At 65.5% G+C, this 19539-nt stretch carries 21 protein-coding genes; 15 read left to right on the top strand and 6 right to left on the bottom strand.

What is annotated here, in order from left to right; genetic code table 11:
• Positions 1-23: 23 nt before the first annotated feature.
• Entirely contained in the window at positions 24-212 is a 189-nt protein-coding gene (locus tag LPJ38_RS27840) for a hypothetical protein (protein WP_145629910.1), read from the top strand.
• A gap of 5 nt (positions 213-217) precedes the next feature.
• Here LPJ38_RS27840 and LPJ38_RS27835 read toward each other — a convergent pair whose 3' ends face one another.
• Positions 218-475 (bottom strand): hypothetical protein, encoded by a 258-nt coding sequence (locus LPJ38_RS27835; RefSeq protein ID WP_208750493.1) that lies wholly within the window; start codon positions 473-475, stop codon positions 218-220.
• A gap of 289 nt (positions 476-764) precedes the next feature.
• Between LPJ38_RS27835 and LPJ38_RS27830 the strand changes: the two genes are divergently transcribed.
• Positions 765-1139, top strand: coding sequence for a hypothetical protein (locus tag LPJ38_RS27830; protein WP_145629911.1), 375 nt, complete (start codon positions 765-767; stop codon positions 1137-1139).
• Between the two features lie 3 nt (positions 1140-1142).
• Here the strand turns inward: LPJ38_RS27830 and LPJ38_RS27825 are convergent, their stop codons facing one another.
• Positions 1143-2480, bottom strand: a complete 1338-nt coding sequence (locus LPJ38_RS27825) for a polysaccharide deacetylase family protein (RefSeq protein WP_145629912.1) — start codon at positions 2478-2480, stop codon at positions 1143-1145.
• A gap of 180 nt (positions 2481-2660) precedes the next feature.
• Positions 2661-3434 (bottom strand): polysaccharide deacetylase family protein, encoded by a 774-nt coding sequence (locus tag LPJ38_RS27820; protein ID WP_167520319.1) that lies wholly within the window; start codon positions 3432-3434, stop codon positions 2661-2663.
• A 114-nt stretch (positions 3435-3548) separates the two neighbouring features.
• On the opposite strand from LPJ38_RS27820, the gene mgtE reads away from it, so the two are divergent.
• The 4 genes from mgtE to LPJ38_RS27800 all read left to right on the top strand — a co-directional run bounded on the left by mgtE (position 3549) and on the right by LPJ38_RS27800 (position 7484).
• Positions 3549-4970 carry a magnesium transporter gene (gene mgtE, locus LPJ38_RS27815; RefSeq protein ID WP_145629914.1) on the top strand — a complete coding sequence of 474 codons (1422 nt, stop codon included), beginning with the start codon at positions 3549-3551 and terminating at the stop codon, positions 4968-4970.
• 242 nt (positions 4971-5212) lie between these two features.
• Positions 5213-5515 (top strand): helix-turn-helix domain-containing protein, encoded by a 303-nt coding sequence (locus tag LPJ38_RS27810; RefSeq protein WP_008548733.1) that lies wholly within the window; start codon positions 5213-5215, stop codon positions 5513-5515.
• Between the two features lie 141 nt (positions 5516-5656).
• The gene (locus tag LPJ38_RS27805) at positions 5657-6475 is read left to right on the top strand and encodes an aldo/keto reductase (protein ID WP_145629915.1); all 819 of its coding nucleotides are present in this window, start codon (positions 5657-5659) and stop codon (positions 6473-6475) included.
• 49 nt (positions 6476-6524) lie between these two features.
• On the top strand, positions 6525-7484 hold the full coding sequence (locus LPJ38_RS27800; RefSeq protein WP_145629916.1) for a hypothetical protein: 960 nt from the start codon (positions 6525-6527) through the stop codon (positions 7482-7484).
• 609 nt (positions 7485-8093) lie between these two features.
• Here LPJ38_RS27800 and LPJ38_RS27795 read toward each other — a convergent pair.
• Entirely contained in the window at positions 8094-8807 is a 714-nt protein-coding gene (locus LPJ38_RS27795) for a DUF599 domain-containing protein (protein ID WP_145629918.1), read from the bottom strand.
• Positions 8808-8930: 123 nt separating this feature from the next.
• Between LPJ38_RS27795 and LPJ38_RS27790 the strand changes: the two genes are divergently transcribed.
• The 4 genes from LPJ38_RS27790 to LPJ38_RS27775 all read left to right on the top strand — a co-directional run bounded on the left by LPJ38_RS27790 (position 8931) and on the right by LPJ38_RS27775 (position 11737).
• Complete coding sequence (locus LPJ38_RS27790; RefSeq protein ID WP_145629919.1) at positions 8931-9593, top strand: glutathione S-transferase family protein; 663 nt, start codon at positions 8931-8933, stop codon at positions 9591-9593.
• Between the two features lie 296 nt (positions 9594-9889).
• On the top strand, positions 9890-10093 hold the full coding sequence (locus tag LPJ38_RS27785) for a hypothetical protein (protein ID WP_085969273.1): 204 nt from the start codon (positions 9890-9892) through the stop codon (positions 10091-10093).
• A gap of 156 nt (positions 10094-10249) precedes the next feature.
• Positions 10250-11254 carry a hypothetical protein gene (locus LPJ38_RS27780; RefSeq protein WP_145629920.1) on the top strand — a complete coding sequence of 335 codons (1005 nt, stop codon included), beginning with the start codon at positions 10250-10252 and terminating at the stop codon, positions 11252-11254.
• 42 nt (positions 11255-11296) lie between these two features.
• A complete protein-coding gene (locus tag LPJ38_RS27775) occupies positions 11297-11737 on the top strand; it encodes a DUF1489 family protein (protein ID WP_145629921.1) in 441 nt (146 codons plus the stop codon).
• Here LPJ38_RS27775 and panC read toward each other — a convergent pair.
• Complete coding sequence (gene panC, locus LPJ38_RS27770; RefSeq protein ID WP_145629922.1) at positions 11734-12585, bottom strand: pantoate--beta-alanine ligase; 852 nt, start codon at positions 12583-12585, stop codon at positions 11734-11736. The two genes, LPJ38_RS27775 and panC, sit on opposite strands and share 4 nt — an antisense overlap.
• Before the next feature lie 284 nt (positions 12586-12869).
• Between panC and LPJ38_RS27765 the strand changes: the two genes are divergently transcribed.
• From LPJ38_RS27765 to LPJ38_RS27750, 4 genes are all read left to right on the top strand, one after another.
• Positions 12870-13793, top strand: coding sequence for a division plane positioning ATPase MipZ (locus LPJ38_RS27765; protein ID WP_145629923.1), 924 nt, complete (start codon positions 12870-12872; stop codon positions 13791-13793).
• A gap of 342 nt (positions 13794-14135) precedes the next feature.
• Positions 14136-14996 (top strand): alpha/beta fold hydrolase, encoded by an 861-nt coding sequence (locus LPJ38_RS27760; RefSeq protein WP_145629924.1) that lies wholly within the window; start codon positions 14136-14138, stop codon positions 14994-14996.
• Between the two features lie 123 nt (positions 14997-15119).
• Positions 15120-15863, top strand: coding sequence for a VWA domain-containing protein (locus LPJ38_RS27755; protein ID WP_145629925.1), 744 nt, complete (start codon positions 15120-15122; stop codon positions 15861-15863).
• 66 nt (positions 15864-15929) lie between these two features.
• Positions 15930-16655, top strand: a complete 726-nt coding sequence (locus LPJ38_RS27750; protein WP_145629926.1) for a DnaJ domain-containing protein — start codon at positions 15930-15932, stop codon at positions 16653-16655.
• 223 nt (positions 16656-16878) lie between these two features.
• Here LPJ38_RS27750 and LPJ38_RS27745 read toward each other — a convergent pair whose 3' ends face one another.
• Complete coding sequence (locus LPJ38_RS27745) at positions 16879-18729, bottom strand: D-alanyl-D-alanine carboxypeptidase (protein ID WP_145629927.1); 1851 nt, start codon at positions 18727-18729, stop codon at positions 16879-16881.
• Between the two features lie 387 nt (positions 18730-19116).
• On the opposite strand from LPJ38_RS27745, the gene LPJ38_RS27740 reads away from it, so the two are divergent.
• Positions 19117-19455, top strand: a complete 339-nt coding sequence (locus tag LPJ38_RS27740; protein ID WP_145629928.1) for a phasin family protein — start codon at positions 19117-19119, stop codon at positions 19453-19455.
• Positions 19456-19539 lie beyond the last annotated feature (84 nt).

Below are 19539 nucleotides of genomic sequence, written 5' to 3'. Positions count from 1 at the left end.
CAGGGTGCGCGAAGGAACAGCCCATGCTGGAAGAAAAGCTCAAGCAAGCCGTCATCGACGAACTGAAACGGCAGGCCGCCGACCGGCCGCAAGCGCTGAAGATTCAAGGCGCCGAGGATGCGCAGGGCTCGGAGGAGCTGACCGTCAACGGCAAGGTCGATCTCGGCGCGCTGGTCATGGTGATCGCGGGATCGGTCGCGGGCGGCCCCTGAGCCGATCAGCCATATTCCTCGCCGATGCCGTACTCCCGGTAGATCTCCAATGGATCGAGGTCGGGAAACAGGCGGCACTTGGCCTGGGCGAGGTGCAGGCTGACGGCGGCCGGCTCCTTGCCGTTCGAGAGCAGCTTGCGGATGTCGTCCATATGCGCATTCGGCTGGTGCTTCGGCGCGAGCTGCTCCAGCGCGACCAGCGCGGTCGCGCGGGCCTCGGTCAGCACCCATTCGTCGTGGCCCGTGATTCCCTTCTTCGGCATCGGCAGACCCCACATGTGGCGACGGTCGATAGTCTATCGCGACTTCAGCCAAATCGCCATTGACCCGTTGCGGGCTACCGGCGCGGAGAGGGCGGGGCCGCGTGCCGTCGGCTTGCATTATGGCCGCGTGTGGCTAAAAGGCGGCGAGTTGCGGCGCGATCGTATCTTTGTTGAAACAAACTAGGCGTAGACGGGCCCGCACGGCATCCCGGCCGGCTGTTCCGGTCTGGGCCCCTGATCCCGTACGCGCAACGCTTCCGTTGCGTCACTTCTCAAGACTCGAGCCAACATGGTTTTTCTCAGCTTCGTCTACCGCTTCCTCACCAATTTCGCGTTCATGGCGGTGGTCTATTTCAGCCTGAACTTCATGGAGAAGTATCCGAACCGCGCGATCCTCGCGATCCTGGTGCTGGTCTATGCCGCCATGCGGGCGGCCTCGACGCTGCGCGCGTTCTACTTCTTCCAGAAGATCGAGAAGCTGGAGGCCGAGACGCGCCGCCTTCAGGCCCCGATCAACGACGGTTCGGGCGGAACCACGGCGCGCAAGCAGGTCGTCGCCGACGTTGCGCGGCTGCGGCGCGACGGCGAGCTCAAGTCCTATATGGACCTGTTCTTCCTGGCCCTGATCGTGCTGCTCTGCGTTGCCGCCATCATGCGGCAGTAGGACTCACGCGCGCTTCTTCAGGCTGGCAACGCGGGTCGGACGCGGCGCTGCGGTCTTGGGCGGAGTGCTCGTCGGCGCTGGGCTGTCGGCCTGGGCGGAGTGCTTCGGTGTCCCGTGCGCGGCATGCGCCGTCCGGTGGCCCTGCAGCTTGACCTGCAACCTGGCTGTCTTGCCCTTTGCCACTTTGTCCTTGGCGGGACGAGGCTTTTCCGCCGCCATCGCAAGCCGCGTCGCGGCGCGCCGCGACAATGTCGTCGACAGCAGCACCTCGACCGAGCCTTCCGGGATCGCGAACAGATCGCGGCCGGGCACGGGCAGGACGGATGCGACGTCTACCTGACCCTTGGTCCGGCGCGGCAGCAGCGGCTGATGCTCAGCCTGCGCATTGAGATCGGCGAGCAGGGGCGCCGGCAGGGTCTTGATCTGTGCGAACACGAAGTTCGGCACGCGCGGCCAGCGCGCGATCGGTGTCGTCTCGGTCGGTGGATGCAGCAGCCATTCCACCGGCGTGGTCGGCGTCGCCGGCCGGTCGGCGGTCGCCGGCACCACGTGCACGATGCGATAGCCCTTCGCCTTGAGGTCGCGGATGATCTTCGGCAGCGCCGCCACCGTGCGGGCCTGGATGTCGTGCAGCAGCAGGATGCCCTTGCCCTTGGCCTCCAGCCGCTGGATCGCGAGCTGATAGACGCGGTCGGACGAGACGGGGCGCCAATCGTCGGCCGGGAAATCGGCGCTCCAGACCTGGATGCCGCGGGAGATCAGCAGGTTCTCGACGCCTTCGGCACGCATCAGGCCGGGAATGCGGAAAAAGGGCGCCAGCTTGGACGGATCGGTCATCGCGGCCTTGGTCCATTCGATGCCGCCATTGATCTCGGCTTCAGCCTTCTCGACCGGCATCCGGTCGAATGTCAGCGGATGGTCCATGCTGTGCGTGCCGACGGTGTGGCCTGCCGCGACCAGTTTGCGCACGCCTTCCGGATTGGCCTTGGCCTGGTTGCCGACGATGAAGAAGGTCGCCTTGATGCACTCGTCCGCGAGGATCTGGAGCACCTGGTTGGAATATTTCGGTATCGGACCGTCATCGAAGGTCAGGACCACTTCATGGTCCTTCAGCGGCAGCGTCTCGCGGTACTGCATGGTGCCGATCAGCGGATGCTCGCGCGGATCGACCACGAGGGTCCGGGACGTGCCGAGCGCATCCGGGCGACCCGGACAGTCGGCCGCGAGCGCCGCCGGCGAAGCGGTGGTCAGCAATGCCAACAAGAGGCCAAGGGATAGGCCAAGGGATTGGCCAAGGGCGGTCCACGATCGCGTCCGCAAAACAACGCCACTTCCGATCATGAACCTTCGTCTGCCCCCATATGCGATTGCCGCCTAAGTAGGTCGGAGACATCAGGAAACGGTTCAGGCGCCAAGCATCCTTTCCGTCACAAAGTCCCCCTCCATTTGGCCGGGGTAGCATGAACAGAGTGTTAATTGGTCCCAAATCACCCCAATTTGCGACGGCGTGACATTCCGGCATCAGCGCGCGTCGGTAGTCTTCTGTGCTGTGCCCGCCGGCACGATGTGAACCACCCGATAGCCGTTTTCCCTCAGATATTGCAGGAACGCTGGCATGATCGCGGCCGTGCGCGCCTTGGGGTCGTGGAAGAGGATGATGCCTTTGCCCGCGGCGGCCAGGCGCTCGGTAACGAGCTTCAATTCCTGCTCCGGCGTGATCTCGGTCCAGTCGCTGGCCCACAGGTCCGCCCCGAACACGACGATGCCGCGGCTCTGGAGCAGGTCGAGCAGCGCCGGCGTCGATTCGAAATAGGGGAAGCGGAAGAACGGCGTCGAGGGCGTCGTCGTCGAAGCGCCCTTCAGTGCCATCTCGTCGGCCGCCATGCCGCGGTCGATCTCGCTCTTCGCCTTGTCGAGCGGGATCCGCGCCATGAACGGATGCGAGAAGGTGTGATGGCCGATGGTGTGGCCCTCGCGGGCGATGCGCTTGACCATGTCTGGATGCTGGGAGGCGTGCAGGCCGATCAGGAAGAAGGTCGCGCGCACGCATTCCTGCGCCAGCGCCGCCAGCACCCTCGATGTCGTCGGCGGGTTCGGCCCGTCGTCGAAGGTCAGCACGACCTCGCGATCGGCGAGCGGCAGCGTCTGCGGAAAGCTCTTCAGGCCCACGCGCGGCGTGGTCTTCGCATCGACGCTCAGCACCCGCGAGGTGCCGAGCGCGTCCTTGCGCGGGCACTCGGCAGCTTGAAGCGGGCTCGCACCGATGAGGCCGGCCAGCAACGCGCCCAGCGCCATCGAGGTCCATTCCGGCCAAACCATCTTTGTCATTGCGCTCGCAGTTCGCTTGTGGGTATTGGCTGACCGTCAGCCAGACCATCTGATCCAACCTGCCAAACGGCGAGGCGCGCCATGAATGAACATATGGACGTTGCCCCATCCGCCGCGGATTCGGTACTCGACCACGTGCCGATGCGCAACGAGGACGGCGACATCAGGCACGAATTCGTTGAGGAAATCGCGCGTGCGATCGAGGCCGCTGACTCGGCGCAGCTGCGCGCGATCGTCGCGGAGCTGCACGAGGCCGACCTCGGCGACCTCATCGGCGCATTGGAGCCCGACGACCGCGTCCGTCTGGTCGAACTGACCGGGCGAGACTTCGACTTCTCCGCGCTGAACGAGGTCGACGAGGCCGTGCGCGAGGAGATCCTCGAGGAGCTGCCGCCGGAGACGGTCGCGGAAGGTGTCCGCGAGCTCGAATCCGACGACGCGGTCGAGCTCCTGGAAACCCTCGACGCCGAGGACCAGGAGGAAATCCTCGAGAAGCTGCCGCTGAAGGAGCGCGTCGCGCTCGAGCGCAGTCTGCTCTATCCGGAGAACTCCGCCGGCCGCCGGATGCAGACCGAGTTCATCGCCGTGCCCCAGGAGTTCACCGTAGGCCAGGCGATCGACTATATGCGCGAGACGCCGGATCTGCCCGACCGCTTCTACGAGATCTACGTCGTCGACAAGGACCAGCACTGGCAGGGGGCGGTGCCGCTCGACGTGCTCTTGCGCGCCCGCCGCCCGGTGCCGCTCACCGAGCTCACCGACGAGGATCGCCGCCGCGTCTCCGTCCTGGAGGACCAGGAGGAGGTGGCGCGCATGTTCGGCAAGTACAATCTCGTCGCCGCGCCCGTGCTCGACACCCAGGACCGCCTGGTCGGCGTCATCACCGTCGACGACGTCGTCGACGTCATCGAGGAGGAGGCCGACGAGGACCTCAAGGCGCTCGGCGGCGTCACCAGCGACGAAGAGCTCTCGGACACGTTTCTCACCATCGCGCGCGGCCGCTTCAACTGGCTGCTGGTCAATCTCGCCACCGCCTTCCTCGCATCCTCCGTGCTCGGCCTGTTCGAGGGGCAGCTCGAGAAGATGGTGGCGCTCGCCGTGCTGGCGCCGATCGTGGCGAGCCAGGGCGGCAATGCCGCCACCCAGACCATGACCGTCGCGGTGCGGGCGCTGGCGACCCGCGAGCTCGGCTCCTTCAACGCCTGGCGCGTGGTGATGCGCGAGGCGCTGGTCGGCCTCGTCAACGGACTCGCCTTTGCCGTGATCACCGGCATCGCCGCGGTGGCCTGGTTCAAGATCCCGGGCCTCGGCATCGTCATCGGGCTTGCCATCATCTGCAACCTCGTCGCCGGCGCGCTCGGCGGCATCCTGATCCCGATGGCGCTCGACCGCGTCAGGGCGGATCCTGCGGTAGCGTCCGGCACCTTCGTCACCACCGTGACCGACGTCGTCGGCTTCTTCTCCTTCCTCGGCATCGCGACGCTCTGGTTCGGATTGAAGTAGGGGGAGGCGCACGCACCCTCTCTCCTCGTCATTGCGAGCGCAGCGAAGCAATCCAGGCTGTCACTGCGGTGGCATTCTGGATTGCTTCGTCGCAAGGGCTCCTCGCAATGACGGGGGCGGCAGCGGGGACAGCTTCACTCTCTCCCTGCCACGCCGCGTCCGGGGCACGAGACCACATGTGCGGCCAGCTATCTTTAATCCGAACTTAAGCGACCTGCCGCATCATCCCCGTGCTTGGGGGAATGGGCATGCGGTTGCGGCTGAAGGCGGACGGACGGATCGTTGAATTGCGGGACGGGCAGGAGTTTCCGGTCCAGCCCGCGGCCGATGCCGCGCCGGCGGTTGCGAGCTCGCTCGCGGTGCGCGATTTGCGCCGGCGCGCCTGCCTCACCCAGATGGAGTTCGCCGCAAAGCTCGGCGTCCCCGTCGAGACCATCCGCAACTGGGAGCAGGGCAAGCGCGCCCCGCGGGGACCGGCCCGCGCGCTGCTCGCCGTGATCGCGCATGCGCCCGATACGGTGTTCCAGGCGCTCGCCAAGGTCTGACGCGAACCTCTCGTTAGGCTTGCCGTCAGTCTTGTACCGAAATCCGGCTCCGGCTGCGGCGCATCCGTTGGCAGCGTCGTGGGCCGGGTCCATAATGTCGCCTGGATGATCTCGGGGCTGCCGCAACAGTGAGGATTCCTCATGCTGTTCGTCGAGGCCAATGGTGCAAGGATTCCGGCGATCGGGCTGGGGAGCTGGGAGCTGAGTGGAAGGCTTGCCGCCCGCGTGGTCGAGCAGGCGCTGCGGCTCGGCTATCGCCACATCGACACCGCGCAGGCCTATGAGAACGAGCGCGAGGTCGGCGATGGCTTGCGGGCCTCGGGCGTGCGCCGCGACGACATCTTCCTGACCACGAAAGTCTGGACCAACCATTTCGCGCCTCATGACCTCGAGCGTTCGGTCAAGGAGAGCCTCGCCCGCATGCGGCTTCCCAACGTCGACCTGTTGCTGCTGCACTGGCCTAATTCGCACGTGCCGCTGGCGGAGACGCTCGGCGCGCTGTCGCATGCGAAGACGATGGGCCTGACCCGGCACATCGGCGTCTCCAATTTCACGGTGGCGCTGATCGAGCAGGCGGTGGCGTCGTCACCCGAGCCACTCGTCTGCAACCAAGTCGAATATCATCCTTACCTGGACCAGGCGAAGGTGAGGGCGGCCTGCGATCGGCACGGCCTTGCCCTCGTCGCCTACAGTCCCATCGCCAAGGGGCGCATCAAGAGCGACCGGACGCTCATGGAGATCGGCCGCACCCATCGTAAATCGCCGGCACAGGTGTGCCTGCGCTGGCTGGTGCAGCAGAATGTCGCTGCGATCCCGCGCACCTCCCGCGTCGAACGCCTGTCGGAAAACATCGAAATCTTCGATTTCGAGCTGTCCGACGACGAGATGGGCCGGATCGCCGCGCTCGCCAATCCGCAAGGCCGCCTGACCGATTTCGGCTTCGCGCCGAAATGGGATTGAGGGGAGCCTGGGGTATGCTAGGACCGCGGCGGCAACCCAAGATCAGTCGATGGAACTGCGGAAGATCATACGGGCGGACATTGCGGCGTCCGCAATCGCGCATCTGACGCTGGTGGCGCTGATCATCGTGATCAGCGAGGTCCATCCGTTTCATGCCGCGCCGACCGAGACCGTGGCCGTCGACATCGTCACGCCCGAACAGGTCAAGGAGGAGATCAAGGAGCAGGAAGCGGCAAAGGAGAAGCAGCCGGAGCCGCCGCCCGACCTGAAGCTGCCGAAGCTCGATTCCACCGACAAGTCCGAAGCAGCGTCCAAGCAGCAGGCCGCGCCATCGCCGCAGGCTTCGCCCGAGCCGCAACCTTCTGAGCCGCAACCTTCTGAGCAGCAACGTTCTGCGGAGCAACGGACACCGCCGCAGCCTGCGCCGCCGCAGCCGAGCGAGGCCAAGGCGCAGCCGCAACAGCTTCCGCAGGCCCAGCCTCAACCGATGCCGCAACCGGTGCAGCCGCCACCGATGCAGCCGCTGCCTTCACAGGCGATGCAGCAGCCCACGACCGTGCCGCCGCCGGCCTACCAGACGCCGCAGCCGGATGTCACCGTCAAATACGGTGTCATGCTCGGCCTACCGCCCGAATTGCCGACGGAGCTGCCGAAAGACGCCTCCAAGGACGACGGCGGCGACGCCAAGGATTCGATCGCCGCCAAGCTTCCCCCGGAGGTCATCGCCGCGCTGCGCCGTCATCTGAGAAGCTGCGCCAAGCTACCGGCCGGGGTCGATCCGACCGACAACGTCAACATCAAGCTGCGCGCGGTCTTCGCCACCGACGGCACGCTGTTGCGCGAGCCGATCCTGATGGCGGCTCCGCCTTCCGCGAAGGGCGTGGCCATCGTCAAGTCCGCCATGAGCGCGCTTCAGAACTGCCAGCCCTACAAGATGCTGCCGGCCGACAAATACGGAGAATGGAAGGTGTTGGATCTGCCGTTCAGCCCACGGGATTTCGGTGGGTAGCGTGTGTCGATCTCTGCCACCCCAGATTCGGAAGGATATTCCACTTTACCGAAATTCGGAATTGACGTATGTGTGTGCCTTTGCGCAGCGGACCGCGGGTGCCGCCGGCACCCCGCCTTCCCTGCACCCTCTTGGATATGAGGGATCAAGCAAAGCTCGGGCGAAAAGCGCCGCGAGGCTGCGACGGCGTGTCCCGCACTGGGTGTCATCGTCCGGCTTGACCGGACGATCCAGTACTCCGAGACAGCAGTGATTGAGCCGAGACGCCGCGGCGTACTGGATTCCCCGCCTACGCGGGGAATGACAGCGGCGGTTGGGAAGCCAGCTATCGCTCCATACTCCTTCATTGCAAGGCGTGAAGCGACTGAGCAATCCAAAGTCTTTCCGCAGAGAGATTCTGGATTGCTTCGTCGCAAGGGTTCCTCGCAATGACAATGCGGAGAGAGTCGCGCCACACCCCGCTCCCGTGCCCCGGACGCAGCGCAGCGTCCCTTCGACGATGCGCTGCAGAGCCGGGACCCATCTCTCCGCGTCTTCCCGTGTGGCCCTGGGTTCCGGCGCTGCGCCGCAACGCTTCACGCGCTGCAGCTTGTCCGGAACAGGAATGCCTCAATGACCGCGCCTCGTCTCCCCGCCATTCGCCACCTCCGGCGCCATCGCGGCCCACGCGCTCGACGCGAACTGCCTGCGCCAGGTCACGACCACCACGGCGGCCGTCGTCACGAACAGCACCCAGGGGCTGACGAACCAGCCGAGATATCCGAGCGCGAAGAAGAAAGCGCGTTGGCCGCGGTTGAAGTGGCGGCCGGCGGATTCGAACAGGCGCGAGGTGCGGACGACATGGGCTTCAGCCTCGGGCGTGTCGCGCTGGTCGGCAGGCGGCATGCCGCCGAACAAGATCGCGACGTAGTTGAACAGGCGGTAGGCCCAGGCGAATTTGAAGAAGGCATAGACGCAGATCAGCACGAGGCCGACGCATTTCAGCTCCCACATCGCCGGCGAGGTGCTGAGATCGACCGGCAGCTTGCTCAGGATCGTGATCGCATCGTTGGTTGCGTGCAGCAGCGCCAGTGCGCCGCCGAGTGCGAACAGGCTGGTGGAGGCGAAGAAGGCCGTGCCGTTCTGGAGCGAGGCCATGATCTGCATGTCGACCATGCGGGTATCGCGGTCGAGCAGGCGGCGCACCCAGACCTCCCGATAGCGGTTCATGCGCGCGGACAGGCTGTCGCGTCCATAGGCCGAATGCTCCAGCGTCAGCGCATAGACCAGCCATTCGACGATGAAGAAGCCGACGGCGGTGATGTCGACCCAGTGCCTGCTCATGTCCGTCTCCTTGCGGGGCCGCAACGATTGCCACGCAGGGCAAGACGCAGCAACGATTGATTGAGGGCAGGCGATGGCGCTAAAAGCGGCTCCCTCCAGGACGCCTCGGGAAGGACTGCTGACATGGCTGCACTGAAACTCGCGATCGGCAACAAGAATTACTCGTCATGGTCGATGCGGCCCTGGCTCGCGCTGCGTGCCAACGACATCCCGTTCGTGGAGACCGTCATCCCGCTCTACACGGACAATCCCGCCGACAAGGAGCAGATCCTGTCCTTCAGCCGCGCCGGCAAGGTGCCGGTGCTGGTCGACGGCGACATCACGGTGTGGGATTCGCTCGCCATCATCGAATACATCGCCGAGCGCTATCCGGAGAAGAAGCTCTGGCCCGACGACGTTGCCGCGCGCGCCCACGCCCGGTCGGTGTGCGCGGAAATGCATTCCGGCTTCATGGCCTTGCGCAACGAATGCGGCATGAACCTGCACCGCTCGGTGCGGCCCGTGACGCTGTCGGCGGATGCCAAGGCCAATATCGCGCGCGTGCAGGAGATCTGGCGCGAATGCCGCACGCGCTACGGGACGAACGGGCCGTTCCTGTTCGGCCGCTTCGGTGCGGCGGATGCGATGTACGCACCCGTCGTGCACCGCTTCCGCACCTACGCGATCGAGGTCACGCCCGAGACCAAAGCCTATATGGAGACGATGCTGGCGCTGCCGGCGTTCCAGGAATGGACCCGGGACGGGCTCGCCGAAACGCTTCGCATCGCCAAGTTCGAGGACGCCTGATTGCCAGTTCCTTGGGGAGGCCGATCCGCGTGCCGCCTGACAAGCTGCGGACCGGCTCAGCCATCGATTCCCTAGGCTGCGACATCCAGGTGCGACATGCCCGCCGGACCGGGCGCTCCGGCGGTATCATCGGCCCGCCCGCTCCGTTGCTATCAGTCTGAAAAGACTGCAAAAATTACGCATTTGCCATGCGGGTATGGCGCTGGCCAAAACGGCGGGCCGCATGCTATATACCGGCTGGGTTTCCGGCCGGCCTTCGCAGAGGGACACTGGGCGAGGCAGGCGTTGTTTGAGTAATGGAGAGGGTGTTGAAGCACAAATTCCCCGTGGGAACGCGCGTATTGTTCACGGCCAGCAACGTCGCGCGTCCCGCCGCCAGCGGCGCGTATGAGGTCATCCGTCTGCTGCCGACCGAAGGCGACGATTGCCAATACCGGATCAAGAGCTCGACCGAAGCCTTCGAGCGTGTCGCCAAGGAAAGCCAGCTCGCGCTCTCCTGAGGATTGACGCCATCAGCGCACTGGCGCTCCTGGGAAATTGTATCCTCTCGCCGCTAAAAAGGCCCGGTTCATCTTCACAAGGTGGGCAGGGGGCAGTTGCCAACTCGCGGTGCTCGCTTTGACCATCCGCTCTTTGCTCGCGAGGGGACGTCGCGCATGAACTGGGCATGGGCCACTTCGCTCGACCAAATCTGGCGCTCGCCGGCCTTCCTGATCTGGATGACGCTGGCAGCCGCCGGATTCTTCGGGGTGATACTGCTGGTCACGATGCTGCGCGCAGACAGATCGCTCGCCAACGGAGCACTTGCCGTCGTCACGCTGCTGGCCCTCGCCATGACGGTGCCCACCACCATGCACCTCTATGGATCGGAGGGGCAGGGTGGGCCGGCCGAGTTGCGGACGCATGCTGCGGTGACGGCGAGCCTGCCTGCGCTGTCCTGTCTCGACGATCTCGCCGGCGATACCGTCGCCGCTGGCTGCGAGCGGGCGCTGTTCGGCGCGCCTGATATGGCGGCTGCGGCTGTCTCCCACACCGCTGCGAGGATCGACCGGCTGACCGCGCTCGGCGACGTCGCCGCGGCCGAGAAGAGCCTGACGACCGACATGAAGGCGCTGCGCAGATCGCTGGAGCGCGACCGCTACGGCCTCGTCGCGCATGTGCTGGTCGCGCGCGACGGCTGCACGCAGTTCGACTGCGCCGCCTTCCGCTCGCTGACCGACCAGCAGCAGGTCGCTGCCAACATGGAATCCCATCTCTACGACACGCTGGTGGCGCGCTATGCGCCGACCTGGAATGCGCCTGCAAACGCGCTGGCAATGCCGGCCACGGCCGCGCTGGCCGGATTGCCGCCGTCGATGCCGACGGGCAAGCCGACCAATGCCGAGTTCCCGAGCGCCTCGTCGACGCCGCCCGTCAGCATCATGAATCCGGAGCCCACGGCGACGACGCGCGCTGCGGCACCCGTGGCAAATGCGGCCGCAGCGCCCGCGCCGCGCGCACCGGCAGCGACCTCGGCGCAGGCCGCAGCTCCCGCGGCACCGGCTGCCGCGAAGAGACCGCCGCCGGCACCGAAGGCCGCGCGTGCACCGGCCGCCGCACCGGTTCCGCTGGCGCCCCCGCCGGCCTCGACGGCGGCTCCCGCAGCTGCGGATAACGAATAGATCGGCATTCCAAATGCGCTTCTGCCCGGCTAATGCTGAGGCATGCCGCTACATCTGATCAAGCTCGCCGTCGGCTGCGACTCCGTCAAGGAATTGAAGGAGTGGATCGCCGAACGGATGCAGACCGCCAAGAAGAAAGGTCTGCCGCAACGTCACATCCACATCACCCGCATGGTGCCCAAGCGCGACGCCGAGATCCTGGCGGGCGGCTCGCTCTATTGGGTGATCAAGGGCGAGATCGCCGCGCGGGAGAAGATCATCGGCATCGAGCCGTTCCGCGACAAGGACGGCATCGGGCGCTGCCGGATCGTGATGCAGCCGAAGGTGATCTCGGTATCGCCGCGGCCGATGCGCCCATTCCAGGGCTGGCGCTATCTCACCGAGGATTCCGTGCCGGCCGATCTCGGCAAGTCCGCCGCCGGCTCGATCGCTGCGATGCCGGAGCCGATGCGGCGCGAGCTGCGTGATCTCGGCCTGCTCTAAACGGCGATATTGTCGATCAGCCGGGTGCTGCCGAGCTTGGCCGCGACCAGGAGCCGCAACGGGCCGTCCTTGCGCGAGGTGACCGGTGCCAGCGTTGCGGCATGGCGCACCTCGAAATAATCGAGCGCGAAGCCGGCCGCCTTGATCATCTCCGCGCCGCCGGCCATCGCCGGCGCGATGGCATCGCCGGCCTTGATCCGCCGCGCGCTCTCCTTCATGGCGCGATAGAGGGTGGGGGCGGTCTGCCGCTCCTCGGGCGAGAGATAGACGTTGCGCGAGGACATCGCGAGTCCGTCGCGCTCGCGCACGGTGCGGGAGCCGATCACCTTGACGCCGAGGTCGAGATCGCCTGCCATCTGCGTCACCACCCGCAGCTGCTGAAAATCCTTTTCGCCGAAGATCGCGACATCTGGCCGGCATTGCGTGAACAGCTTGCCGACGACGGTGGCGACGCCGCCGAAGAAATGCGGCCGGAAGCGGTCCTCGAGCCCAGCCAGTGCCGGCCCTTCCGGCACGATGCGGGTAGCAAAGCCCTCCGGATACATGGCGGCGACGCCGGGATGCCAGACCACATCGACGTCCTCGGCCGCGAGCTTGGCGATGTCGGACTTCCAGGTGCGCGGATACGCGCCGAAGTCCTCCGTCGGGGCGAACTGCGTCGGGTTGACGAAGATCGACACCACGACGCGGCTCGCGCGCCGCTTGGCGAGGCGGACCAGCGACACATGCCCGTCATGGAGCGCCCCCATGGTCGGGACCAGTGCGATCGTGGCCTTTCGCTTGCGGAGATTGTCGACGGCGCGGCGCAAGGCGGGGACCGTGCGGGCGATCAAGGGACTTGATGACATCAGGACTCGACGGGGGTTGGGGATCAGTGCGGGTGCGGCGCGGGGCAGACCGGTAAACCTTAACAAGCGGCGATCGTAGACGCCATGCATCCGGATGCGGCACAGCATCCCGCGCAAGGCCGCGCTGATCGTCGCGACATTGTGGGCTGGACCACAGACGAATATTGGCGCCGCGATTCATCATGAGGAACGGCGCTCTGCAATTTGCATGACCTGTCACGCATTTCACTTGACCGCAGACGCGGTCAACTCGAAGATATTCGTTAGGGGTGTCGAGGATCACTATGGTTGTGCAGGCTAGCCAAGGCCAATCGGGCTCGGCGCATGTGGTCGTGCTCGGTAACGAGAAGGGCGGCTCCGGCAAATCGACCACCGCCCTGCACATCGCGGTTGCGCTCCTGAAGGCCGGTCAGCGCGTCGCCACCATCGACCTCGATTGCCGCCAGCAGAGCTTCACCCGCTACATCGGCAACCGGTCCGCCTGGGCGCGCCGTACCGACCTCGACCTCGAACTCCCGGTGCATCGCTGCATCAAGCTCGGCGAGACCATGCAGATCGCCGAGAACGAGAATTCCGAGTTCCAGCAGTTCATGGAGGCCGTCTCGGCGGTGGAGAGCAGCTTCGACTTCATCGTCATCGATACGCCCGGCACCGACAGCTACCTGATGCGGCTCGCCCACTCGATGGCCGACACGCTGGTGACGCCGATCAACGACAGCTTCCTCGACTTCGACGTGCTCGGCACCGTCGATCCCACCAATTACGCGGTCACCGGAGAGAGCCATTACGCCGAGATGGTGCGCGACGTTAGGCGCAAGCGCCGTCAGCTCGACGGCGCGACCACGGACTGGATCGTCGTGCGCAATCGCCTGTCCATGCTCGGCTCTCGCAACAAGCAACTGGTCGCGGAGGGGCTGAAGGATTTGTCGCTGCGGCTCGGTTTCCGCTACGTCGACGGCTTCGCCGAGCGCGTCGTCTATCGCGAATTCTTCCCGCGCGGCCTGACCGCCCTCGACGAGATCGACGAGGCCACGCTCGGCATGCGGCCCAATCTCGGCCATCTCACCGCGCGGGAGGAGGTGACGACCCTGCTCCGCCAACTCAAGCTGCCGCTCGACGAGCGCGGCCGCCGCCGCGCCGCCAACCGCGCCGAGTGGTTCAATCAGGTCGACAAGCCGCTCGAAGTCCACGACATCCTCGGCGCCTGAGGCCGGCGGTATATTGCTACTTCTGCGCAGTCTGAGCGGCCGTTTTGCCGCGGGAACCCGGCCGGCGCCCGGCGCGTTTTCATCCGACGGTTACTGCAAATCGAACCCGATCGACGCCGGTTGCGTCAGATCGGGACCTGCACCCAGACGTAGCTTTTGAGAACGGGGTGCTCACGAAACGCGTGCAGCGCACAATGAAAGGGCTGCCAGGTCACAATATTTAGCCTTCCTGTCACGCTGCTGTGACATATATTAGGGAATAGGCGAAAGGGGACACAGAGCCCCGGAGAACACGATTTTCAACAGGGATCAGGCCGCAAGAGCCTGCGGCTGAGGACGAAAATGAAGCGTGGAATTGCCGTTCTGGTTTCCGTCAGTGCCCTCTGCGGCATCGCCTATTTCACGGCGAGCAAGTGGGCGATCAAGCACGAGACCATCACCTTCTACGACGCTTCGCGCGACAATCGTCCCGTGCCCGTTCAGGTCGCCGTGCGTCGCGACAAGGAAATGCAGGCCAATGCCGGCATGATCACGCTGCCTGTGGCCGTGATCAACCATGGCAACACCGTCAAGAACACCGAGTACGGCTTCCTTGCCAACATCTTCGCTGCGCGGGGCTACATGGTCCTGAGCCCGCAGCATGACCTGCCGACCGATCCTCCGATGGTGACCAAGCCGGGCGAGCTCTATGTCGGCCGCCTGCCGCAGATCCTGCGCGGCGTTGCCAACATTCATCTCGCGATGCAGGAGATGAAGAAGGTTCAGCCCAACGCCGACTACGACCAGGTGACCATGGTCGGTCATTCCATGGGCGGCGACATCACGATGTACTTCGCCAAGCAGTATCCGGATGAGGTCAAGAAGGTCGTCACGCTCGACAATCTGCGCGTCCCCTTCGTCACCGCGGGCAAGTTCAAGATCCTGTCGTTCCGCTCGACCGACCCGCAGTTCAAGGCCGATGCGGGCGTGATCCCCACGGACGAGGAATGCGAGAAGGCGGGCATTCAGGTCGTAAAGACCGAATTCCAGCATAACGACATGCGCGACACCGGTCCGGACGCGGCCAAGAATTCGATCCAGAGCATGCTCGACAAATTCTTGAGCATGACCGACAGCGAGGTGAGACCGGTCGACACGCAATCGTCGCCGCCCAAGATCCTCGAGCCCGGGCCGGTCGCACTGATGGCGCCTGCCAAGGGCTGACGCCTTCCTCGACATCGGCACTGATTCCAAAAGCCTCCGCCGGCAATCGCCCGCGGAGGCTTTGCACATTGACCGGGCCCCACGTGCTCACCACATGAATCGCCTACGCAGGATTGAGCAGCGATGTCGGGCGAACCTACCAAGCCGCGCGGTGATGCCGTCTCGACGAAGACCGGCGCGGTGCCGCAGGCTGGTACCTCGACCTCGGAGGACATTGCCGCCTTCGTCGCCAAGGCTCGCGCGCTGTCACCGCATGCGCCCGGGGCGAAAGGACGGCTGATCTTCGCGCTGGATGCGACGATGAGCCGGCAGCCGACCTGGGACATGGCCTGTGCGCTCCAGGCCGACATGTTTCGCGAGACCGCGGCGCTCGGCAGTCTCGACATCCGGCTGGTCTATTATCGCGGTCTCGACGAGTGCCGCGCCACCGCGTGGATCTCCGATAGCGCGAAGCTCGCGGCACTGATGAGCAAGATCGATTGCCGCGGCGGCGACACCCAGATCGGCAAGGTGCTGAGCGAGGCGAGGCGCGAGGCGGTCGCATCCGGCGTGCGTGCCGTGGTCTTCGTCGGCGATGCCATGGAGGAGAACATCGACGAACTCAGCGTCAAGGCCGGCGAGCTCGGCATGCTCAAGGTGCCGGTGTTCGTGTTTCAGGAGGGCCATGACGCCGTGGCCGAGCAGGCCTTTCGAGAGATCGCGCGCTTGACTGGTGGTGCCTGGTGCCGGTTCGATCCCGGTGCTGCGGCGCAGCTGCGCGAGCTGTTGCGGGCCGCCGCGGCTTACGCGGCCGGCGGCCGCGACGCGCTGTTGGCATTGGCGAAGACGGCGAGCGGCGCAGCAAAGCTGATCGGCCAGATGAAGTAGCGATGGTGCGGCCGCTGCGGCAGCGGACGCGATGCATTTTGACGGCAGGGCGACTATATTCCGGGCATGACCCTGATTGCCGGCGCTGTCGCTGTTATCACGCTTTACCTGCTGCTCCAGATGTTCCGCTCCGCCAATCCGGCGGCGTTGGCCCGCGTTCTCAAATTCGGCGGCGGCGTGTTGGCGCTGGCGGTCGCCGCGTTCACGGGCCTGCGGGGCGAGCTGGCGGTCGCGATTCCGCTCGGACTCTTCGGTGCCGGCCTGCTCGGCTGGACACCCCTGGCCAATGCCGGCTTCGGTAACGTCGGAGGCCTGTTCGGCGGCGGCGCAACGCGTCCGTCCGGACAGGCTTCGCGGGTGCGCTCGCAATACCTCGACATGCGGCTCGACCACGACACCGGCCAATTGACGGGCCGGATCGTTGCCGGACCTCACGCCGGGCGCGATCTCGCCGACTTCGATCTCGCCGGACTGCTGGCGCTGGTGCCGGCGTTCGATGCCGAGAGCGTGGCCTTACTTGAAAGCTATCTGGACCGCCGGTTTCCCGCTTGGCGTCAGAACGCGCAAGCCGATGCGACAGGGCGGCAGCGCCGCACGGCGGCGAGCGGCAAAATGACGACGGAGGAAGCCTATCAGATCCTTGGCTTGCAGCCGGGCGCGGGGCGCGACGACATCAGCCGGGCTCACAAGTCCCTGATGAAGAAACTCCATCCCGACCAAGGGGGCTCGACGTATCTCGCTGCCCGTGTAAACGAGGCCAAGGATACTCTGCTTCGTACGCATAACGGCTGACTCCGGCACCACGCCACAAACGCTCGTACCGTGTGAGCTCCGCTTGCTCCGTTTGCCGTCGCCCCGATGCCCGCCATTGTCGGCGTGGTCGATCCCTTGAGCAAAATTTTAACTGTAAATTCTTGACGAGAGGTTGTCGCGGAAAAGACTTCCGCTCACCGTGCGCCGAAAACAAAAATGCCCGCGCGAGGCGCGGGCATTTTGCTCGGAAGGGGTGGAGAGCTCAGTTGCGGACGGTGATGCAGGAGATCTCGGCGCGCTTGAGGGTGCGGCAGACGGCTTCGGCCTGATCGCGCTCGAGCCCGGCGAAGCGCGCACGGTAGAGCTTGCGGTTGTCCTTGGCGACGACCGGCTCGGTGAACGGGTCGGCCTTGCTGAGCAGGCCCCGGGCCGAGCTGCGGGCGGCGTCGATGCGCTGCTGGGCTTCCGTCTCGCTCTCGAGCGCGCCGACCTGCACGATCCAGCCGCTGTGGGTGATGGCCGGCTTGGTCATGGCGCTCATCTGGATCGGCTGCGGCGCAGGATCCGCGGAAGCAAGCTTCGGAGCGGCCGGGGCGGGCGCGGCGGCGGTTGCGGCCGGCAGCACCCCGAGAATGCCGTTGCCGGTGCCGAAGCCAGCCGGCTGGCGCGGCAGCTCGGTGCGGGCGATCTCGGCCTTCGGCGCTTCCGGCTGGCTTACGATCTCCGGCTTGTTGATGAGATCTGCACGGGCCACGACGGCGCCGGAGGTCTCGGCGACCTCGGACCGCGACGGAACGGTGTTGGTGACCGGCGGCGACACCGGAGCGGGAGCGGCGGAGGCGACTTTCACGGGCCCGGCCTTGACCTGAACCGTCTTGACCCGGACCGGCTTCATGGGCTCGGACGAGCCAGGAATGATGGACAGCGGCTGGCTGGAGATCACACCGTTGGTGAGCGGTGCCGGCTCGATCCTGGATTCCGTCGGGCGGACTTCAGGCTTGCTTGCTTCAGCTCTGGGTTGGGCCGGCGGCATCGCGGCAGTCGCAGCGGCAAGCGTCGACAGGCGGGCGGCGAGGCGCGACGGAGCGGCTTCCGGGGCGGGGGGCGCCGCGGCTTGAACCTGAGCCGGGGGGCGTGCCGGGATATTGGACGCGTCGGCGACGTCGGTGCTGGCGTCAGCGCCGTTGCGCTCGGTGACTGCGACGACGGTGCGAGTGGTCGCGCCCTTCTCGACATTCTCCGCGAGCAGGTTGCGCATGATGGCGTCGCGCGAGCCGCCGCTGCGGCCGCCGAGCACGACGCCGATCAGGTGGCGATTGCCGCGGCGCATCGAGCTGACGAGATTGAAGCCGGAGGCGCGGGTGTAGCCGGTCTTGATCCCGTCCACGCCCTCGACACTGCCGAGCAGGCGATTGTGGTTGCGGATAGACTGACCGCGCCAGTTGAAGGTCGAGGTCGCGAAATAGCGATAGTAGCGCGGGAAGCGCTCCTGGATGGCGCGGCCGAGCGTGGCCTGGTCGCGCGCGGTCGTGACCTGCTCGTCGTTGGGAAGGCCGTTGGCGTTGCGGTACACCGTCTTGGACATGCCGAGCGAGCGCGCCTTGCGCGTCATCATCTGGGCGAAGTCGTGTTCGTCTCCGGCGATCGCTTCTGCGATGACTACGGCGGCGTCATTGGCGGAGCGCGTCACGAGGCCCTTGATCGCGTCTTCGACACGGATGGTCTGCCCGGCGCGCAGATTGAGCTTGGTCGGATCCTGGTCGGCCGCGTGCTTGGACACCGGCATCTCGGTGTCGAGCTTCAGCTTGCCGGACTCGAGGCGCTCGAACAGCAAATAGAGCGTCATGATCTTGGTGAGCGAGGCGGGGTGGCGCAGCGCGTCGGGGCTGGTCGACTGGAGCACGGCACCGGAATTGCCATCGACAATGATGGACGCGAATTTCGGGCTGGAGCTCTCCGACACATCGCGCTGCACCTTGTGGTGCGCATAATGCCGGCGGTGGCGCCGCGCTTCCGCAGCGTCGGCGGTGAAGATGACTGCGGTGGTGACCGTAATAAGCCCGAAAACGCCAACCCGCGCCCAGCGCGAGGAAGACAAGTTGTTACGAAGCATGGAACCCCGTCCCCGTTTCTGACTTGATCACCGGCTCGTGAGGCGAAATTGTGCCCACTCGACCCGGGATCATTACCTGCTCAGGCTGTCCATCCGCTGGTGTTCGCCGCGGGAGACGTTGGGCCTGAGCCGCTGTTCTGGCTAAGGTGATGTTCTCAAACGGCTTTGACCGCTTGCGGAAGTGAACACGTCCAGGGAATCAAGGTAGGGGGCGGCGGTTTCCAAAAGCTTAAGGAACCCTTGCGGGAAACCCCGGGAATCTCTGCGATTTCGATCTATTTTTGTGCGTCGCACAAGATTCTTGACTTTATTGTGCGTTGCACTAATTATGGGCAGGGTCAGGGAGCCGGGGCTTCCCGACGAGAGCCAGGGAAAAGGGATTCCGACATGTTCAAGGTTGAAGACTTTCAGAACTACGGGAAAGAGCAGTTCGAGCAGTGCGTCGCGTCCGCGACCTCGGTGCAGCACGGCCTTCAGGCGATCGCCAGCGCCTATGGCGACTACACCAAGAAGTCGTTCGAAGACACCAAGTCCTTCGTCGAGAAGCTTTCCGGCGTGAAGTCGCTGGACAAGGCCGTGGAAGCGCAGACCGATTTCGCTCGTTCCGCCTACGAGACCTTCGTCGCGGAATCGCAGAAGATCGCCGGCCTCTACAGCGACCTCGCCAAGCAGGCGTTCAAGCCGGTCGAGACCATCGTGTCGAAGTTCACCCCGGCCGCTCACTAAGTTTCCAGAACGTCCTGGAATTGAAAGCCCGGCTGAATCAGCCGGGCTTTTTGTTTGCGCGCGATGAATGCGTCAGCTCGCCGC

The organism is Bradyrhizobium daqingense (assembly GCF_021044685.1).
Taxonomy (GTDB): Bacteria; Pseudomonadota; Alphaproteobacteria; order Rhizobiales; family Xanthobacteraceae; genus Bradyrhizobium; species Bradyrhizobium daqingense.
The sequence above is the reverse complement of the archived record's forward strand: the minus strand, read 5'-3'. Positions and strand labels throughout refer to the sequence as shown.

Excerpts from the sequence above, each read along its gene's own strand:
- mgtE (WP_145629914.1), top strand. The coding sequence starts at position 3,549 with ATGAATGAACATATGGACGTTGCCCCATCCGCCGCGGATTCGGTACTC.
- LPJ38_RS27820 (WP_167520319.1), bottom strand. The coding sequence starts at position 3,434 with ATGGCGCTGGGCGCGTTGCTGGCCGGCCTCATCGGTGCGAGCCCGCTT.
- LPJ38_RS27790 (WP_145629919.1), top strand. The coding sequence starts at position 8,931 with ATGGCTGCACTGAAACTCGCGATCGGCAACAAGAATTACTCGTCATGG.
- LPJ38_RS27835 (WP_208750493.1), bottom strand. The coding sequence starts at position 475 with ATGCCGAAGAAGGGAATCACGGGCCACGACGAATGGGTGCTGACCGAG.
- LPJ38_RS27740 (WP_145629928.1), top strand. The coding sequence starts at position 19,117 with ATGTTCAAGGTTGAAGACTTTCAGAACTACGGGAAAGAGCAGTTCGAG.
- LPJ38_RS27840 (WP_145629910.1), top strand. The coding sequence starts at position 24 with ATGCTGGAAGAAAAGCTCAAGCAAGCCGTCATCGACGAACTGAAACGG.
- LPJ38_RS27755 (WP_145629925.1), top strand. The coding sequence starts at position 15,120 with ATGTCGGGCGAACCTACCAAGCCGCGCGGTGATGCCGTCTCGACGAAG.
- LPJ38_RS27750 (WP_145629926.1), top strand. The coding sequence starts at position 15,930 with ATGACCCTGATTGCCGGCGCTGTCGCTGTTATCACGCTTTACCTGCTG.
- LPJ38_RS27800 (WP_145629916.1), top strand. The coding sequence starts at position 6,525 with ATGGAACTGCGGAAGATCATACGGGCGGACATTGCGGCGTCCGCAATC.
- LPJ38_RS27765 (WP_145629923.1), top strand. The coding sequence starts at position 12,870 with ATGGTTGTGCAGGCTAGCCAAGGCCAATCGGGCTCGGCGCATGTGGTC.
- LPJ38_RS27785 (WP_085969273.1), top strand. The coding sequence starts at position 9,890 with ATGGAGAGGGTGTTGAAGCACAAATTCCCCGTGGGAACGCGCGTATTG.
- LPJ38_RS27775 (WP_145629921.1), top strand. The coding sequence starts at position 11,297 with ATGCCGCTACATCTGATCAAGCTCGCCGTCGGCTGCGACTCCGTCAAG.
- LPJ38_RS27745 (WP_145629927.1), bottom strand. The coding sequence starts at position 18,729 with ATGCTTCGTAACAACTTGTCTTCCTCGCGCTGGGCGCGGGTTGGCGTT.
- LPJ38_RS27795 (WP_145629918.1), bottom strand. The coding sequence starts at position 8,807 with ATGAGCAGGCACTGGGTCGACATCACCGCCGTCGGCTTCTTCATCGTC.
- LPJ38_RS27830 (WP_145629911.1), top strand. The coding sequence starts at position 765 with ATGGTTTTTCTCAGCTTCGTCTACCGCTTCCTCACCAATTTCGCGTTC.
- LPJ38_RS27760 (WP_145629924.1), top strand. The coding sequence starts at position 14,136 with ATGAAGCGTGGAATTGCCGTTCTGGTTTCCGTCAGTGCCCTCTGCGGC.
- LPJ38_RS27810 (WP_008548733.1), top strand. The coding sequence starts at position 5,213 with ATGGGCATGCGGTTGCGGCTGAAGGCGGACGGACGGATCGTTGAATTG.
- LPJ38_RS27780 (WP_145629920.1), top strand. The coding sequence starts at position 10,250 with ATGAACTGGGCATGGGCCACTTCGCTCGACCAAATCTGGCGCTCGCCG.
- LPJ38_RS27825 (WP_145629912.1), bottom strand. The coding sequence starts at position 2,480 with ATGATCGGAAGTGGCGTTGTTTTGCGGACGCGATCGTGGACCGCCCTT.
- panC (WP_145629922.1), bottom strand. The coding sequence starts at position 12,585 with ATGTCATCAAGTCCCTTGATCGCCCGCACGGTCCCCGCCTTGCGCCGC.
- LPJ38_RS27805 (WP_145629915.1), top strand. The coding sequence starts at position 5,657 with ATGCTGTTCGTCGAGGCCAATGGTGCAAGGATTCCGGCGATCGGGCTG.